Annotated in this window: 14 protein-coding genes and 1 tRNA gene; 10 read left to right on the top strand and 5 right to left on the bottom strand. The window is 69.6% G+C overall.

Annotated features, from left to right (window positions below):
* Nucleotides 1–4: 4 nt before the first annotated feature.
* The 4 genes from ACOBQB_RS27735 (at nucleotide 5) to purM (ending at nucleotide 4499) form a co-directional block, all read left to right on the top strand.
* Nucleotides 5–805 (top strand): sterol carrier family protein, encoded by an 801-nt coding sequence (locus ACOBQB_RS27735; RefSeq protein WP_423595322.1) that lies wholly within the window; start codon nucleotides 5–7, stop codon nucleotides 803–805.
* A gap of 67 nt (nucleotides 806–872) precedes the next feature.
* A complete protein-coding gene (locus ACOBQB_RS27730; RefSeq protein ID WP_423595320.1) occupies nucleotides 873–1730 on the top strand; it encodes an META domain-containing protein in 858 nt (285 codons plus the stop codon).
* A gap of 99 nt (nucleotides 1731–1829) precedes the next feature.
* Nucleotides 1830–3356, top strand: a complete 1527-nt coding sequence (gene purF / locus ACOBQB_RS27725; protein ID WP_423595318.1) for an amidophosphoribosyltransferase — start codon at nucleotides 1830–1832, stop codon at nucleotides 3354–3356.
* A 69-nt stretch (nucleotides 3357–3425) separates the two neighbouring features.
* A complete protein-coding gene (purM, locus tag ACOBQB_RS27720; protein WP_423595316.1) occupies nucleotides 3426–4499 on the top strand; it encodes a phosphoribosylformylglycinamidine cyclo-ligase in 1074 nt (357 codons plus the stop codon).
* Nucleotides 4500–4587: 88 nt separating this feature from the next.
* On the opposite strand, the gene ACOBQB_RS27715 is transcribed toward purM, so the two are convergent.
* Nucleotides 4588–4848 (bottom strand): DUF3073 domain-containing protein, encoded by a 261-nt coding sequence (locus tag ACOBQB_RS27715; protein WP_423595314.1) that lies wholly within the window; start codon nucleotides 4846–4848, stop codon nucleotides 4588–4590.
* A gap of 284 nt (nucleotides 4849–5132) precedes the next feature.
* Complete coding sequence (locus ACOBQB_RS27710) at nucleotides 5133–6209, bottom strand: Leu/Phe/Val dehydrogenase (RefSeq protein ID WP_423595312.1); 1077 nt, start codon at nucleotides 6207–6209, stop codon at nucleotides 5133–5135.
* A gap of 231 nt (nucleotides 6210–6440) precedes the next feature.
* On the opposite strand from ACOBQB_RS27710, the gene ACOBQB_RS27705 reads away from it, so the two are divergent.
* On the top strand, nucleotides 6441–7292 hold the full coding sequence (locus ACOBQB_RS27705; RefSeq protein ID WP_423595310.1) for a hypothetical protein: 852 nt from the start codon (nucleotides 6441–6443) through the stop codon (nucleotides 7290–7292).
* Nucleotides 7293–7823: 531 nt separating this feature from the next.
* Nucleotides 7824–8030, top strand: a complete 207-nt coding sequence (bldC, locus tag ACOBQB_RS27700; RefSeq protein ID WP_003949541.1) for a developmental transcriptional regulator BldC — start codon at nucleotides 7824–7826, stop codon at nucleotides 8028–8030.
* A gap of 477 nt (nucleotides 8031–8507) precedes the next feature.
* Here the strand turns inward: bldC and ACOBQB_RS27695 are convergent, their stop codons facing one another.
* The 3 genes from ACOBQB_RS27695 to hrpA all read right to left on the bottom strand — a co-directional run bounded on the left by ACOBQB_RS27695 (nucleotide 8508) and on the right by hrpA (nucleotide 13107).
* On the bottom strand, nucleotides 8508–8804 hold the full coding sequence (locus tag ACOBQB_RS27695) for a DUF6274 family protein (RefSeq protein WP_423595308.1): 297 nt from the start codon (nucleotides 8802–8804) through the stop codon (nucleotides 8508–8510).
* Nucleotides 8805–8933: 129 nt separating this feature from the next.
* Nucleotides 8934–9008 (bottom strand) — tRNA-Asp (locus ACOBQB_RS27690).
* 94 nt (nucleotides 9009–9102) lie between these two features.
* Nucleotides 9103–13107 (bottom strand): ATP-dependent RNA helicase HrpA, encoded by a 4005-nt coding sequence (gene hrpA / locus ACOBQB_RS27685; protein ID WP_423595306.1) that lies wholly within the window; start codon nucleotides 13105–13107, stop codon nucleotides 9103–9105.
* An 83-nt stretch (nucleotides 13108–13190) separates the two neighbouring features.
* Between hrpA and ACOBQB_RS27680 the strand changes: the two genes are divergently transcribed.
* From ACOBQB_RS27680 to ACOBQB_RS27665, 4 genes are read left to right on the top strand one after another with little or no spacing between them, the layout of a single operon-like run.
* Nucleotides 13191–13550 carry a hypothetical protein gene (locus ACOBQB_RS27680; RefSeq protein ID WP_423595304.1) on the top strand — a complete coding sequence of 120 codons (360 nt, stop codon included), beginning with the start codon at nucleotides 13191–13193 and terminating at the stop codon, nucleotides 13548–13550.
* 56 nt (nucleotides 13551–13606) lie between these two features.
* A complete protein-coding gene (locus ACOBQB_RS27675; RefSeq protein ID WP_423595302.1) occupies nucleotides 13607–14359 on the top strand; it encodes a DsbA family protein in 753 nt (250 codons plus the stop codon).
* Entirely contained in the window at nucleotides 14356–15234 is an 879-nt protein-coding gene (locus ACOBQB_RS27670) for a cytochrome c biogenesis CcdA family protein (protein WP_423595300.1), read from the top strand. The genes ACOBQB_RS27675 and ACOBQB_RS27670 overlap by 4 nt, the downstream gene beginning before the upstream one ends.
* A 33-nt stretch (nucleotides 15235–15267) precedes the next feature.
* Nucleotides 15268–16371: an ABC transporter permease gene (locus tag ACOBQB_RS27665; RefSeq protein ID WP_423595298.1), complete on the top strand. Its 1104-nt coding sequence runs from the start codon at nucleotides 15268–15270 to the stop codon at nucleotides 16369–16371.
* The last annotated feature ends 197 nt before the right edge of the window (nucleotides 16372–16568 follow it).

Below are 16568 nucleotides of genomic sequence, written 5' to 3'. Positions count from 1 at the left end.
GCCCATGCCACCGGCCAAGAAGCGCACGCGTACGTACGACTCCGCCAAGATCCGCACCGCCGTGCTCGCCCAGTTCGGCACCGTACGAGAGGCGGTGCGCACCCTCACGCCCGAGCAGCTGGCCCGCCCCACCCGCCTCGGCGACTGGACCGTCCACGAACTGGCCGCCCATATCGCCATGGTGCTCGGCACCGTCCACCGCTATCTGAGCGTCCCGGAACCGGCGCAGCACGAAGTGCCGCTCATGGACTGGCCGTTCGCGACCGTCACCGCCGCCGCTCAGGTCGACGAGGACACCCGTGCCCTCGCGGAGAGCGCGGGCACCGAGCTGGACGAGCTGTTCGCCCGCACGCTCACCGGCATCGAGCAGTCGCTGCCGGCCGCGCCCGACGAACGCCTCGTGCCCTCCCGCTTCGGCGCCATGACCCTCGGCGACTTCCTGGTCACCCGCACGGTCGAACTGACCGTCCACACCGACGACTTGAACGACGCCGTGCCGGGCCTCGACGTGCCGTACGACCGGCAGGCCCTGGCCGCCTGCGCCCGTCTGCTCGCGGACGCGCTCGCGCTGAAGGCGCCGGGCGCCTCCACGGAGGTGCGGATTCCGCCGTACGCGGTGGTGCAGTGCGTCGAGGGCCCGCGGCACACCCGCGGCACCCCGCCGAACGTCGTCGAGACCGACCCGCTGACCTGGGTACGCCTCGCCACGGGACGCACGGACTGGGCGAGCGCCCTGGACGCGGCGAAGGTCAGCGCGAGCGGGGAGCGGGCCGATCTGTCGGGGCTGCTGCCGATCATGGGCTGACCGGGTCGTGTACGGCGTCCGGGGGACCGGATGGAACCGACACCCCCACCTGTCCCGTCACATTGCCATGCACACGCAGCGTCTGACCCTGACCCTGACCGCGCTGGCCTCCGCCGGGCTGCTGCTCACCGCATGCGGCACCGAGTCCGGAGCCGGCTCCGAAGGCGGCTCCGGTGGCAGTTCCGTGGCGACGGAACTGCCCCTCACCGGCGTCCGGTGGCACGTCGAGAGCCTCACCGTGGGCGGCAAGAAGTACGCGGCCCCGGACGACGCCCACCTCAAGATCGGCAAGGACGGGCGGGCCGGCGGCAGCTTCGGCTGCAACTCCGTCGGCGCCGACGTGACGATCAAGGGCGACACCGTGGACTTCGGCCGTCCGCTGATGACGAAGCGGGCCTGCACGGACGACGGCCGCATGCGGTTCGAGGAGAACGTCCTGCGCGCCCTCGGCAAGGAGAAGCTCACCGCGAAGGTCGACGGCGACCGGATGACCCTCACCACCGCCAAGGGAGACCGCATGGCGTTCACCTCACGGCCCGCAGCGCCCGACGCCCCGCTCACCGGCACCAAGTGGACGGTGAGCGCGGTGGGCGACGCCAAGAGCGCCGCGCCCCTGCCGAAGGACGTGGCCGACAAGGTCCACCTCACCTTCGGCGAGGACGGGACGGTACGCGGCAACCTCGGCTGCAACGACGTCACCGCCAAGGCCGAGGCGAAGGACGGCCGCATCACCTTCGGCGCCCCCGCCACCACCCGCAAGTTGTGCCCGGGCAAGGCGATGACCACCGAGCGCGAACTGCTGAAGCTCTTCGACGGCACGGCACGCTACGAACTGGAACGGGACACCCTGAAACTCACCGCCGCCGACGGCACGGTGATCCACGCGACCGCCGCGGAGAAGAGCGGCCCGAGCGAGGCGAAGTAGAGCCGCCGTCACGACCGCTGCCACGACCGCCGTCACCGTCCGTACAGGGCTCGTATCCCCAATTCGGACCAGTGGTCGATCTCGCCTACACTCGAAGATGTGCCACGTGGTGACGGTCGACTCAATCACGATCTGCTTCCCGGCGAGAAGGGCCCCCAGGACGCTTGCGGCGTCTTCGGTGTCTGGGCCCCGGGCGAAGAGGTCGCAAAGCTCACGTACTTCGGGCTCTACGCCCTCCAGCATCGGGGCCAGGAATCCGCGGGAATCGCGGTCAGCAACGGCTCCCAGATCCTCGTCTTCAAGGACATGGGCCTCGTGTCCCAGGTCTTCGACGAAACCTCTCTCGGCTCGCTCCAGGGTCACATCGCGGTCGGTCACGCCCGCTACTCGACCACCGGTGCCTCCGTCTGGGAGAACGCCCAGCCGACGTTCCGTGCCACCGCGCACGGCTCCATCGCGCTCGGGCACAACGGCAACCTCGTCAACACGGCCGAGCTGGCCGCTCTTGTCGCCGAGCTCCCGAAGGAGAACGGCCGCGCGACCCAGGTCGCGGCGACCAACGACACCGACCTGGTGACGGCTCTCCTCGCGGGCCAGGTGGACGACGACGGCAAGCCGCTGACCATCGAAGACGCCGCCATGAAGATCCTCCCGCAGGTTCAGGGCGCCTTCTCCCTCGTCTTCATGGACGAGCACACGCTGTACGCGGGCCGCGACCCGCAGGGCATCCGCCCGCTGGTCCTCGGCCGCCTGGAGCGCGGCTGGGTCGTCGCCTCCGAGTCCGCCGCGCTCGACATCTGCGGCGCCTCCTACGTCCGCGAGATCGAGCCGGGCGAGTTCGTCGCCATCGACGAGAACGGCCTGCGAACGTCCCGTTTCGCAGAAGCGAAGCCCAAGGGCTGCGTCTTCGAGTACGTCTACCTGGCGCGTCCCGACACGGACATCGCCGGGCGGAACGTCTACCTCTCGCGTGTCGAGATGGGCCGCAAGCTCGCCAAGGAAGCCCCGGTCGAGGCCGACCTCGTCATAGCGACCCCGGAATCCGGCACCCCCGCCGCGATCGGGTACGCGGAGGCCTCCGGCATCCCGTTCGGCGCGGGCCTGGTCAAGAACGCCTACGTCGGCCGGACCTTCATCCAGCCCTCGCAGACGATCCGCCAGCTCGGCATCCGCCTCAAGCTGAACCCCCTCAAGGAAGTCATCAAGGGCAAGCGCCTGGTGGTCGTCGACGACTCGATCGTCCGCGGCAACACCCAGCGCGCCCTGGTCAAGATGCTCCGCGAGGCCGGTGCCGCCGAGGTCCACATCCGGATCTCGTCGCCGCCCGTGAAGTGGCCGTGCTTCTTCGGCATCGACTTCGCGACGCGCGCCGAACTGATCGCCAACGGCATGACCATCGAGGAGATCGGCACGTCGCTCGGCGCCGACTCCCTCTCGTACATCTCCATCGACGGCATGATCGAGGCCACGACCATCGACAAGCCGAACCTCTGCCGCGCCTGCTTCGACGGCGAGTACCCGATGGATCTGCCCGATCCCGAGCTGCTCGGCAAGCAGCTTCTGGAGACGGAACTGGCCGCGGGCCCGGCGGGCACCGCCGCCGCCGACGCGATCCGCCGCCCGTAAGACACCCGCGTAAACACCCGCGTAAAACACCCGCAGTACGAGCAGTACGACACGAAAGTTCTCACCGTCATGTCTGAGACCACTGGTGCCAGCTACGCAAGCGCGGGCGTCGACATCGAGGCGGGCGACCGCGCCGTCGAGCTGATGAAGGAGTGGGTCAAGAAGACCCAGCGCCCGGAGGTCGCGGGCCTCGGCGGCCTCGGCGGCTTCGCCGGGCTCTTCGACGCCTCCGCCCTCAAGCGCTTCGAGCGCCCCCTGCTCGCCTCCGCCACCGACGGCGTCGGCACGAAGGTCGACGTCGCCCGTCAGATGGGCGTGTACGACACCATCGGCCACGACCTCGTCGCGATGGTCATGGACGACATCGTCGTGTGCGGCGCCGAGCCGCTCTTCATGACCGACTACATCTGCGTGGGCAAGGTCCACCCGGAGCGTGTCGCCGCCATCGTGAAGGGCATCGCCGAGGGCTGCGTCCTCGCCGGCTGCTCGCTCGTCGGCGGCGAGACCGCGGAGCACCCGGGCCTGCTCGGTCCGGACGACTTCGACGTCGCGGGCGCCGGCACGGGCGCGGTCGAGGCCGACCGTCTCCTCGGTCCGGATCGCATCCGGAAGGGTGACGCGGTCATCGCCATGGCCTCGTCCGGTCTTCACTCGAACGGGTACTCGCTCGTCCGGCACGTGGTCTTCGACCGCGCGGGCTGGGCACTGGACCGTCACGTCGAGGAGTTCGGCCGCACTCTCGGCGAGGAGCTTCTGGAGCCTACCAAGATCTACTCCCTGGACTGCCTGGCGCTCACCCGCACCACGGACGTCCACGCGTTCAGCCACATCACCGGGGGCGGCCTCGCGGCGAACCTCGCCCGCGTGATCCCGGACGGCCTGCACGCGATCGTCGACCGGGGGACCTGGACCCCGGGCGCGGTCTTCGACGTGGTCGGGAAGACGGGCCGGGTCGAGCGCCTGGAGCTGGAGAAGACGCTGAACATGGGCGTCGGCATGATCGCGATCGTCCCCGAGGAGTCGGCGGACGCGGCGCTCACCACCCTCGCCGACCGCGGCGTGGAGGCCTGGGTCGCGGGCGAGATCACCGACCGCGGTGACCACGCGACGGGCGCCGCCCTGATCGGTGATCACGCGAAGTAGACCCGCCCGAGCGGTTCAGGGCAGCACAAAACCCGGTCCGGTGTGGTGACCACCCCGGACCGGGTGAAGTGCAGTCGCTACAACGAGGTCAAGCGCCGCGGCGCTGTGACGACGGACCGGACTCATCGGGCGAGTCCTCGTCATCGTCGTCGACGTTATATAGATCCGCGTACTGGGCGTACGGGTCGTCTTCCTCGTCGTCGTCCTCGAACGGCTCGCCATTCGGCGGCTGTCGCGAAGTCGAAGCGCCCAGCTCATTGGCCAGGCGCGAGAGATCAGTCCCGCCGCTGCTGTACTTCAGCTGGCGGGCGACCTTCGCCTGCTTGGCCTTTGCCCGGCCGCGCCCCATGGCTCGACCCCCTCGGATACGGGGCTCGACGGCCCCAGAGTCTTGACACGCGTTCATGATCTAGGACGGACTCTCCTCGGAGAGACCGGTCCGTAGGGCTTCCACGGTACCTGCTCCAGCGGCCATACGGTACGTCGCCCGCAGGACGCGCCTCGGCGCAGAACCCGCGAGGAGCCCCGTCCTCGCTGGTCAACTGCGATTTTAACCTCTTCTTGCCGGGCGACCCGCCGACGGGAGTGAGTCTTGTCTCCCGAACCGCGTCGGCGGGTGCCCCGGCGGTGGTCTCAGCGGGCGTCGGCCATCCGCTGCTCGGCGATCCTGTCGGCCGCCGCGGCCGGCGGAATGCCGTCCTGCTTTGCGCGAGCGAATATCGTCAGCGTGGTGTCGAAGATGTTCGCCGCCTTCGCCTTGCACCGGTCGAAGTCGAACCCGTGCAGCTCATCGGCGACCTGGATCACGCCGCCCGCGTTCACCACGTAGTCCGGCGCGTAGAGGATCGCGCGGTCGGCGAGGTCCTTCTCGACGCCCGGGTGCGCGAGCTGGTTGTTGGCGGCGCCGCACACCACCTTCGCGGTCAGCACGGCCACGGACTCGTCGTTCAGGGCGCCGCCGAGCGCGCAGGGGGCGTAGATGTCCAGGCCCTCCGTGCGGATCAGCGCGTCCGTGTCCGCCACCGCGGTCACCGACGGGTGCTTGTCCAGGACGCGCCGCACGGACTGCTCGCGCACGTCGGTGATCACGACCTCGGCGCCGTCCGCCAGCAGGTGCTCGACCAGGTGGTGGCCGACCTTGCCGACGCCCGCGACACCGACCTTGCGGTCGCGCAGCGTCGGGTCGCCCCACAGGTGCTGGGCCGAGGCGCGCATGCCCTGGAAGACTCCGAAGGCGGTGAGGACGGAGGAGTCCCCGGCGCCGCCGTTCTCCGGGGAGCGCCCGGTGGTCCAGCGGCATTCGCGGGCCACGACGTCCATGTCGGAGACGTACGTACCCACGTCGCAGGCCGTCACGTACCGGCCGCCGAGCGAGGCGACGAAGCGGCCGTAGGCGAGGAGCAGGGCCTCGCTCTTGATCTGCTCGGGGTCGCCGATGATCACGGCCTTGCCGCCGCCGTGGTCGAGCCCGGCCATGGCGTTCTTGTACGACATCCCACGCGCGAGGTTCAGCGCGTCGGCGACGGCCTCCTCCTCGCTCGCGTACGGATAGAAGCGGGTGCCGCCGAGGGCCGGGCCCAGGGCGGTGGAGTGGAGGGCGATGACGGCCTTGAGGCCACTGGCGCGGTCCTGGCAGAGCACTACTTGCTCATGGCCGCCCTGCTCCGAGTGGAACAGGGTGTGCAGGACGCCGTTGTCTGCTTCGGTCACGGTGGTGACTCCCGGTCGAGTAGCGGCGGTGGGTGGGCTCCCGTACGGGTGGCGGGGGCCCGATGGGCATGAGACTAGAGCCTGTCCACCGCCTGTGAGTGCCCGGCGCCGAGGATCACCCGTCTCGCCGAGCGCGGGCCGCGTGACGGAGCGGCGCGGCGGAGTCCGGCCATGGCACTATCGGCGGTGATTTCGGGGTTGTCCGGCCGGAACGCGGGGGAGAGAGCAGCCGTGCCCAAGGTGTCATCGGTGACGGTCCCGTACGCGTCGTACTTGCGCGTCTATGAGCCGCTGGCCGCCTTCCCCGAGCCGGAACGCGACCACTGGGCGCGCTACGCCCGCCGCGCGGACCACCCCTCGTACCAGGACGAGCTCCGTCGCTCCCTCGCGGACCTGGTGCCGACGCCGCCCGTGCCCGTGCCGGTGCACGAGAGCAGCGACGCCTTCGTCCTGGAGATCGACGGGGTGCTGTGCGTCTGCCCGTGGCGGACCCGGCTGCGCGGCTGGCAGGCGATGGGGGAGCTGGCCGGGCAGCTTCCCGTGCCGGTCCTCGACGCGGTGCTCCCGCCCGTGCTGCGCCGCCAGACGGCCGCCGACTACGAGCAGTGGCTGGCCCGCAACCCCGACGCGCGCCCGTGGATCCGTACGGCGACGTGGCAGGTGCCGCTGCACTGGTTCGTGCTCGTCTCGGACGAGGAGCGCTGTTACGACCGCGGTGAGGAGGGCGCGCCGGACGCCCCGCCGGTCCTTCGCTACCGCACCCCGATGGTCCAGGCCCGGCGTCGGCTGGCGCGCGGCCTGAAGACGCTGCGGGACGCGCTGGACGAGGCGCCGCTCGTCGAGGGGCTCGTCGACGTCGGCCGGTGGCTGGAGGAGTTCCATCCGCGCTCCTTGGTCGAGCTGGACTACGGCGGCCTCGTGCACGCCCTGCCCGCCGACGAACTGGACGAGGACCACTCGGCCGCGGATGTCGCCGAGGGGATCGAGGCCCTGCGCGACGGTGACGGCGAGGCGGCCGGCGAGGCGTATGCGAGGCTCGTGGAGCGATGGCGGGCGGTCCGGGACCTTCAGTTCGCGAACTGAGGGCCGTTCTGACGTCCCGTCACTGCCGCTGGCCGCCGCTCACGGCCCTTCACCGCCCTTCACCGCCCGCCGGTTCACGGGCGGCAGGACGTAGGTCCCGATCCGGGCCTTTGTGTCAAGCGTGACGGACCGCACTTTACTGGGCCCTTGCGCCCATCGCCCCTCCTCATGCCAAAATAGGACAAGGAGTCCGGGGAGGGCTCCTTCCGCCCAAGTAAGGGCGGATTACTCTGCATTGCACGCTATGGGGGGTCCTGTTGACTCCTGATCGCTCTGTGACTGATCGTCACGGTGGCGTGACTGTCCGCTATGGCATGGTCCATCGGCTTCCGTCGGTGATGAACACCTGGGAGGGCAATTCCATCGGTTTGGCCGACGCGGCTGGACGGATGGTGTAGTTGTAGTGCCGAGGACAAGCCGTTCGTCCTATAACCGACTCGACCCGCGTCCGCCATTTCGGGCAACGCGGGTCAAGGTGCAGAATTTAGAGGAATGAACCGAGAAGGTTCGGTTCTCCCGAGGAGGCCGCTCATGACCGCTCGCACCCCTGATGCCGAGCCGCTGCTGACCCCGGCTGAGGTCGCCACGATGTTCCGCGTCGACCCGAAGACGGTGACGCGTTGGGCAAAGGCTGGCAAGCTCACGTCGATTCGCACGCTCGGCGGACACCGCCGTTACCGCGAGGCTGAGGTCCGCGCGCTGCTCGCGGGTATCCCGCAGCAGCGCAGCGAGGCCTGACGTACGTCCGGCATACGCCTGGCGTACGCCTGAAGTACCGCTCAACCAGCAGTAACCCGCATAACCCGCATAACCCGCACAACCCGGACGAAGAGCATCACTACTGTCAGGTCCCCCAACCTGGCCGTACGTCCGACATATAGCTGCACGCGACGAGGGTCTCGCCCCAACGGGATCCACGCCTGAGCCTCATGGGTGAGTCGTTCGATCGCGCTGGACTCCGCCGGGTCCAGCGCGATCTTTTTTTGTGCACCGAAGAGGTGCTGGTGGGCACCCTCGTGAGCCCCCTCGTGGGCGCTCTTGTCGCTCTCTGGGGAGTGCTGAGGGTAGTACTGAGGGGCGGTGCAATTGCACATATTAAATTGACCGGTTGTAGGGAGGGTGTAAGTTCGAGTGTTTCCAAAACCTGTTCGGTGACACCCGTCACACGCCGCACGCCTTGTTGCGTCAGATGCCTCTGCGCTAAAGGGACTTCGGTCATGCCTCGGCGGGACTTTCGTCCTCGCCCTCTGCGGCGCTCTCCAGGACGAAGCCGGCCTCGGGCGCCTCGCACTCACCGGGGCGGCGCGGGGAGGGCTCCAGGGCGAGCCTGAGGAGCCGGTGGCAGATCGCGCAGTGCCGCGTCAGGTGGCGGTAGCTCGTGGCCGCCGCGAGGTGGGCGCGCAACAGGGCGCGGGTCTCGTGCCGCGCAGCCGCGGAGGGCGCAGAGGGTACAGAGGGCGCAGGGGACGCAGCGGGCACAGAGGGCACGGAAGAAGCAGAAGAAGCAGACATGTGTCACCTCCCGGAGGAGTCTGCCGCCGACTCCCTGTTGTCTGGGGTACCGGTGGAATGTGACGCAGTCAAGATGCGAACGCGAGAACGGGCCGCATCGGAATCGATGCGGCCCGTTCTCATCAACTGCGGTCCTGACGGGATTTGAACCCGCGGCCTCCACCTTGACAGGGTGGCGAGCACTCCAAACTGCTCCACAGGACCTTGCTCGCGGCACTTGTTGCTCCGTTGTGCTGCGAGACGAGACTCTACAGCAGCGCAGGCCCGGCGGTCGAACTCACCCTGTGTGCCCGGGCGGTCACGGCGCCGCCGCGTCGATGGCCTTCACGATCCGCTTGTCCGAGACGGGGTACGCCGTGCCCAGCGCGTGCGCGAAGTAGCTGACGCGCAGCTCCTCGATCATCCAGCGGATGTCCAGCACCTCCTTGGGCACAGGCCGGCCCTGCGGCAGCTGCTCCAGGAGCCACAGGTACTCGTCCCGCATCTCGCGGACCTTCTCCATGCGCGCGGTGTCCCGCTGGACGTTGGTCGGCATCTGCTGGAGGCGGCGGTCGGCGGCCACCATGTACCGCATCAGGTCCGGCAGGCGCCGCAGGCCCGTCTCCGTCACGAAGCCCGGCTTGATGAGGGAGTTCAACTGCTCCCGCACGTCCGCGAGGTTGGCGAGGAGCGCCGGGCTCTTCGCCGCCTTCAGGCGCCGCTCACAGGCCTGCCAGGCGGCGAGGACCTGCTGCACCTGCCCGACCGCCCGCACGGTGGTGTCGACGATCTCCGCCCGCACCTTGTCGAACAGCTTGCGGTACGACTCCTCGTCCCAGACGGGCCCGCCGAAGTCCGCGATCAGCTGGTCCGCGGCGGCCATCGCGCAGTCGTCGAAGAGCGCCTGCATGGAGCCGTGCGGGTTCGCGGACAGGGCGAGCTTCTGCTGATTCGTCAGCTTGTCCGAGGCGAACTTGCCGGGGTTCACGGGGATGTTGCGCAGGATGAGCCGGCGGGTGCCCTTCCACATCGCCTGCTGCTGCTCGGCCTCGGTGTCGAAGAGGCGTACGGAGACGGTGTCTGCCGCGGGTCCTCCGTCGTCCACGAGCGCCGGGTACGCCTTCACCGGCTGCCCCGCCCGACGGGTCTCGAACACGCGGCTGAGCGTGCCGATGCTCCAGTCCGTGAGCCCCGTGCGCTCCACGGCCGCGCCGCCCGTGCGCTCGGCCGTCGCGGCGGCCGCCTGCGAGAGTGCCTTGCGGGCCTTCGGCTTCAGCCGCAGCTTGAGGGCTTCGAGGTCCTTGTCCTCGGCGAGCTTGCGGCGCCGCTCGTCGGTGATCCGGAACGTGATCTTCAAGTGGTCCGGTACGCGCGTCAGATCGAAGTCGTCGGGCGTCACCGGCACGCCGACCATCCGCTGGAGCTCGCGCGCCAGCGTGACGTGCAGCGGCTCCTGCAATGGAATCGCCCGCTCCAGGAACGCCTGCGCGAAGTTCGGAGCAGGCACGTAGTTGCGGCGGATCGGCTTGGGCAGGGAGCGGATCAGCTCGATGACCACGTCCTCGCGCAGGCCCGGGATCTGCCAGTCGAAGCCCTCGTCGGTGACCTGGTTGAGCACCTGGAGCGGGATGTGGACCGTGACGCCGTCCGCGTCCGCGCCCGGCTCGAACTGGTACGTCACCTTGAACTTCAGCGGCCCCTGACGCCACGAGTCCGGGTAGTCGTCCTTGGAGACGTCACCGGCCTTCTCGTTGATGAGCATCGACCGCTCGAAGTCGAGCAGTTCGGGCTCTTCCCGCTGCTTCTTCTTCCACCAGGAGTCGAAGTGCGCGCCGGACACGACGTCCGCCGGGACCCGCTGGTCGTAGAAGTCGAAGAGCGTCTCGTCGTCGACGAGGATGTCGCGGCGCCGGGCGCGGTGCTCCAGCTCCTCGACCTCCGTGAGCAGCTTGCGGTTGGCGGCGAAGAACTTGTGGTGCGTACGCCAGTCGCCCTCGACGAGCGCGTTGCGGATGAACAGGTCGCGCGAGACCTCCGGGTCGATGCGGCCGTAGTTCACCTTGCGGTCGGTGACGATCGGGACGCCGTACAGCGTGACCTTCTCGATCGCCACCACCGCGGCCTGGTCCTTCTCCCAGTGCGGCTCGCTGTACGTGCGCTTCAGGAGGTGCTGGGCGAGCGGCTCGACCCACTCGGGCTCGATCTTCGCGTTGACGCGGGCCCACAGGCGGGAGGTCTCCACCAGCTCCGCGGACATGATGAAGCGCGGAGGCTTCTTGAAGAGCGCGGAGCCGGGGAAGATCGCGAACTTGGCGTTGCGGGCGCCGATGTACTCGCCCCGTCCGCCGCGCTGCTTGGGGTCCTTGCTGTCCTTGCCGTCCCTGCTCTCCTTGGAGTCCTTCACGTCCTTCAGCCCGATGTGGGAGAGGAGGCCGGCGAGGAGGGAGATGTGGATGTGCTGCTCGGGCGCGTCCTCTTCGTTGAGGTGGATGCCCATCTGCTTGGCGACCGTACGCAGCTGCGAATAGATGTCCTGCCACTCGCGGATCCGCAGGAAGTTCAGGTACTCCGCCTTGCACATCCGGCGGAACGACGACGAGCCGCGCTCCTTCTGCTGCTCGCGGACGTACCGCCACAGATTCAGGAACGCGAGGAAGTCGCTCGTCTCGTCCTTGAAGCGGGCGTGCTGCTGGTCGGCCTGCGCCTGCTTCTCCGCCGGACGCTCGCGCGGGTCCTGGATGGAGAGCGCCGCCGCGATCACCATGACCTCGCGTACGCAGCCGTTCTTGTCGGCCTCCAGGACCATGCGGGCAAGCCGCGGGTCCACCGGCAGCTGCGCCAGCTTGCGGCCCTGCTCGGTGAGGCGCTTGCGTACGTCCTTCTGGGTCGGGTCCAGCGCGCCGAGCTCCTGGAGGAGCTGGACGCCGTCGCGGATGTTGCGGTGGTCCGGCGGGTCGATGAAGGGGAACTTCTCGATGTCGCCGAGGCCGGCCGCGGTCATCTGGAGGATGACGGAGGCGAGGTTCGTACGGAGGATCTCCGCGTCCGTGAACTCCGGGCGCGAGAGGAAGTCGTCCTCGCTGTAGAGGCGGATGCAGATGCCGTCCGACGTACGGCCGCAGCGGCCCTTGCGCTGGTTGGCGCTGGCCTGGCTGATCGCCTCGATGGGCAGCCGCTGCACCTTCGTGCGGTGGCTGTAGCGCGAGATGCGGGCGGTGCCCGGGTCGATCACGTACTTGATGCCGGGGACGGTGAGGGAGGTCTCCGCGACGTTCGTGGCGAGGACGATGCGTCTGCCCGTGTGCGCCTGGAACACGCGGTGCTGCTCCGCGTGCGACAGGCGGGCGTAGAGCGGCAGGACCTCCGTGAACCGGTAGTTCTTCTTGTTCAGCGCGTCCGCGGTGTCGCGGATCTCGCGCTCTCCGGAGAGGAAGACGAGGATGTCGCCCTTGCCCTCGGCCTGGAGCTCCTCGACGGCGTCGGTGATCGCGGTGATCTGGTCGCGGTCGGAGTCGTCCGAGTCCTCTTCGAGGAGGGGGCGGTAGCGCACCTCCACGGGGAACGTCCGGCCGCTGACCTCGACGATCGGCGCGTCCCCGAAGTGCCGCGAGAACCGCTCGGGGTCGATGGTCGCCGACGTGATGACGACCTTCAGGTCCGGGCGCTTGGGCAGCAGCTGGGCCAGATAGCCCAGCAGGAAGTCGATGTTGAGGGACCGCTCGTGGGCCTCGTCGATGATGATCGTGTCGTACGCGCGCAGGTCGCGGTCCGTCTGGATCTCGGCCAGCAGGATGCCGTCCGTCATCAGCTTGATGAACGTGCCGTCCGGGTTCACCTGGTCGGTGAAGCGGACCTTCCAGCCGACGGCCTCGCCGAGCGGCGTGTTCATCTCCTCGGCCACGCGCTCGGCGACCGTACGGGCCGCGATGCGGCGGGGCTGCGTGTGGCCGATCATGCCGCGCACCCCCCGGCCCAGCTCCAGACAGATCTTGGGGATCTGCGTGGTCTTGCCGGAGCCGGTCTCACCCGCGACGATCACGACCTGGTGGTCGCGTATCGCGTCGGCGATCTCGTTCTTCTTCTGGCTGACCGGGAGCTGCTCGGGATACGTGATCGCGGGCACGCGGGAGCCGCGCTCGGCCATCCGCGCCGCGGCCTTCTCCACGTCCGCCGCCACCTCGGCGAGGACTGCGGCGCGGACCTCGGGCTTGCGGATCCGGCGCGCACCCTCCAGCCGGCGGCCGATCCGGTGCTCATCGCGCAGCGAGAGTTCGGACAGGCGGGGGGCGAGGGTGTCGAGGGTGAGGGCGGGCTGCGTAGACATACGCCGTCCAGGATCTCACCCGCCGCTCGGCAGTGGCGAACCGATTTCACCGGCGGGGCCGCCCGGCACGTACGATTCCGGGCATGTTGTCCCGTGCGCGTACGGCGTGGTGCCCCTTGGTGGCGGTGCTGCTCGTCGTGCTCGGGGGGTTCTGCGGGCCCGCGGTGGCCGACGCCGCGGTGCCGGTCTCCACGGTGGCGCACGCGGCGGAGCGGCATGACGAGCCCGGCTGCGGCAAGGGCGGGCAGGGGGAGACCGGGCAGGCGCCTGCCGCCCCGGCGCGGTCCAGTTCCGCGTACGAGTTGCTGCCCGCGCTGTACGAGGCCCACGGTGCGTCCGGTTCCTGGACCGTCGACAAGGCGGTCCTTGAGCTGACGCCGGTGCGGGGGCCGCCGCCGCTCGCGCCGCCTTCCCCTGTGGATCTCTCTGTCCTGCGTGTGTAGAGGCCCCTGTACCCGGGCCCCTTCCACCACGTACAGGAACCAGGGAGAACCTCCTGATGCCGAAGAGCAACAACAACAAAAAGAAGAACTTCGCCATCGGCGCGGGCGTCGCCGTCGCCGCCGCGCTGCTCGGCGCCGCCTCCTACACGGCGACCAAGCCCTCCGACTCTCCGGGCACCACCCTGAAGGCGTCCGCCGGCGCCGCGCCCTCCGCCGAACCGCAAACCGGTGTCTACCCCGAGCTGGAGAAGCTCGCCCGGCGAGACGCCAAGGACCCCCTCGCGCAGGGCCGCGCCGACGCGCCCGTCGTGATGGTCGAGTACGCGGACTTCAAGTGCGGTTTCTGCGGGAAGTTCGCCCGCGACACCGAGCCGGGGCTCGTGAAGCAGTACGTGGACAAGGGTGTTCTGCGCATCGAATGGCGTAACTTCCCCATCTTCGGCGCGGACTCCGAGCGGGCCGCACGCGGCGCGTGGGCGGCGGGGAGGCAGGGGCGCTTCTGGCAGTTCCACGAGGCCGCGTACGCCGAGGGGGCCAAGGAGAAGGGCTTCGGCGAGGAGCGGCTGACGGAGCTGGCGAAGGAGGCCGGGGTCAAGGATCTCGACCGGTTCGCCGCCGACGCGGGCGGTGACGCCGCCCAGGCCGCCGTGAAGAAGGACCAGGAGGAGGCGTACGGCCTCGGCGCCACCTCCACGCCGTCCTTCCTGGTCAATGGCCGGCCCATCTCGGGTGCGCAGCCGGACGAGGTCTTCCGGCAGGCGATCGAGGCGGCGGCGGGGCAGGCGGGCGGCAAGGGGGCCTCCGAGTGACCGCCGATGTGGGGTACTTCGCGGCCTTCCTGGGCGGGCTGCTCGCGCTCGTCAGTCCGTGCAGCGCGCTGCTGCTGCCCGCCTTCTTCGCGTACTCGATCGACTCCACGTCACGGCTCGTCGCGCGGACCGGCATCTTCTACGCCGGGCTCGCCACCACCCTGGTCCCGCTGGGCGCCGCCGGGTCCTACGCCGGGCGGTTCTTCTTCGGCCACCGCGACCAGCTGGTGCTCGTCGCCGGGTGGCTGATCATCGGGCTCGGCGTGCTCCAGGTCGTGGGGATGGGCTTCGCCTCGCGGAGGATGGCGGAGCTGTCGGGGCGGATCCGGCCGACCACTGCCTTCTCGGTGTACGCGCTGGGGGCCGTGTACGGCCTCGCCGGGTTCTGCGCCGGGCCGATCCTCGGCAGCGTGCTGACGGTCGCGGCGGTGAGCGGCAGTCCTGTGTACGGCGGGCTGCTCCTGGCCGTCTACGCGCTCGGCATGGCCGTGCCGCTCTTTGTGCTGGCGCTGCTCTGGGAGCGGTTCGACCTGGGGCGGCGGAGGTGGCTGCGGGGGAGGGCCTTCCGCCTCGGGCGGTTCGAGCTGCATACGACGTCGCTGCTCTCGGGGTTGTTCTTCGTCGCGCTCGGGGTGCTCTTCCTCGTGTACGACGGCACGACCGCGCTGCCGGGTCTGCTGGACGTCGACGACTCGTTCGCGGTGGAGCAGTGGGCCGGGGGTGTCGGCAGGGCCGTACCGGATGCGGTGTTGCTCGTGGGGGTGGTGGTGCTGGTGGGTGTCGTGGTCGCGGTGCGTGGGTGGCGGCGGAGGGAGGAGACGGAGACGGAGACGGCTTCCTCGGGTTCGGAGTCCGTTTCGTCAACCTCTGAGTGAGAAGGCCGCGTATGCGTGGTTTAGCGTGTTCGTATGTCTGATCATGAGCCGGGAGAGCAGAGTCAGCAGCCGCAGGGACACCCGCCGCATGGTGCGCATGGGCGGGTTCCGACCCCTGGTGAGCGGTGGGCCGCCTTCAAGCGGTCGCCGTTCCTGCCCGCCATCGTGCTGGTGTTCATCCTGGCGGCGGCCGCGGGCCTCTTCGCGGGCTCATACACGTACTCGATGGCCAATCCGACCCCTCATCACGTCCCCACGGCGGTCGTCGGCTCCCCGGACGCGGCGCACGGCAAGGCCTTTCTCGGCGGCATGGAGAAGGCGCTGAACGCTTCGCTGGAGGTGCGGCGGTACGACAGCGTGGCCGCGGCGCGGCGGGACGTGGACGAGCAGAAGGTCTTCGCGATCGTCGACGTGGGTGAGCGGAAGGTGACGCTCGACGTCTCCGGGGCGTCCGGGGCCTCCGTCGCGCAGGTACTGGCCGAGACCGCGCCGAAGGTGGGTGAGCGGGTGGGGGCCCCGGTCGTGGTGAAGGACATCAAGCCGTTGCAGGAGGGGGACCCCCGGGGGCTCGCCATCTTCTACATCTCGCTGGCGGCGGTGATCATCGGGTTCGTGGGGGCGATCCAGCTGAGCGTGCACGCGCGGGGGCTGAACCCGGCGGAGCGCATCGCGTTCACGGCGCTGTACGCGCTGCTGGGGGCCTTTGTCATCGCGGCGGTCGTGGACTGGTGGCTGGGGGCGGTGCGGCTGCCGTTCGTGGAGTCGTGGCTGATCCTCGCGCTGACGATGTTCGCGTCGGGGATGGTCTTCACGATGTTCAACACGTTGTTCGGGCGGTGGGCGATGCTGCCGACGTGGGGACTGATGGTGCTCCTCGGGAATCCGTCGTCCGGGGGCGCGGTGTCGTGGCCGTTGCTTCCTTCGGCGCTGGGGCACATCGGGCAGTGGCTGCCGCCCGGGGCGTCGGTCAACGCGCAGCACACGGCGGTGTACTTCGGCGGACACCAGCATCTGTTTCCGTTTCTGGTCCTCGGGGGGTGGGCGTTGGTGTCCTCCGCGGTGTTCTGGGTGTGGCGGCATCGGCATCCGGGTGGGCGGGGGGCGGGGGCGGCGCATGCGGCTTCGGGGGGCGCGTAGCGCCTTCTGTTCGTCCTGTTCGTCCTGTTCGTCTGTGGGGCGGGGCCGCGGGGGGGGGTATGTCCGTGCTCGCTGTCTTGGCGCCGGCCCGCGGTTGCTCATCGGCTGGGCATGACCACCACTGTGCTCCGCGCGCACATACCCCCACGTCCCCTCGGGCCATCCGGCGCCCGCGGGCCGTCGTCGCCCCTGGCTTG

Origin of the sequence: Streptomyces sp. G5(2025) (assembly GCF_049542075.1) — a bacterium.
Lineage (GTDB): Bacteria > Actinomycetota > Actinomycetes > Streptomycetales > Streptomycetaceae > Streptomyces.
The sequence above is the reverse complement of the archived record's forward strand: the minus strand, read 5'-3'. Positions and strand labels throughout refer to the sequence as shown.

What these genes read in the sequence shown, in the direction of transcription:
- ACOBQB_RS27675 (WP_423595302.1), top strand. Translation starts at nt 13,607, where the DNA reads ATGCCGAAGAGCAACAACAACAAAAAGAAGAACTTCGCCATCGGCGCG.
- ACOBQB_RS27695 (WP_423595308.1), bottom strand. Translation starts at nt 8,804, where the DNA reads ATGTCTGCTTCTTCTGCTTCTTCCGTGCCCTCTGTGCCCGCTGCGTCC.
- purM (WP_423595316.1), top strand. Translation starts at nt 3,426, where the DNA reads ATGTCTGAGACCACTGGTGCCAGCTACGCAAGCGCGGGCGTCGACATC.
- ACOBQB_RS27680 (WP_423595304.1), top strand. Translation starts at nt 13,191, where the DNA reads ATGTTGTCCCGTGCGCGTACGGCGTGGTGCCCCTTGGTGGCGGTGCTG.
- ACOBQB_RS27730 (WP_423595320.1), top strand. Translation starts at nt 873, where the DNA reads ATGCACACGCAGCGTCTGACCCTGACCCTGACCGCGCTGGCCTCCGCC.
- ACOBQB_RS27735 (WP_423595322.1), top strand. Translation starts at nt 5, where the DNA reads ATGCCACCGGCCAAGAAGCGCACGCGTACGTACGACTCCGCCAAGATC.
- bldC (WP_003949541.1), top strand. Translation starts at nt 7,824, where the DNA reads ATGACCGCTCGCACCCCTGATGCCGAGCCGCTGCTGACCCCGGCTGAG.
- hrpA (WP_423595306.1), bottom strand. Translation starts at nt 13,107, where the DNA reads ATGTCTACGCAGCCCGCCCTCACCCTCGACACCCTCGCCCCCCGCCTG.
- ACOBQB_RS27665 (WP_423595298.1), top strand. Translation starts at nt 15,268, where the DNA reads ATGTCTGATCATGAGCCGGGAGAGCAGAGTCAGCAGCCGCAGGGACAC.
- ACOBQB_RS27715 (WP_423595314.1), bottom strand. Translation starts at nt 4,848, where the DNA reads ATGGGGCGCGGCCGGGCAAAGGCCAAGCAGGCGAAGGTCGCCCGCCAG.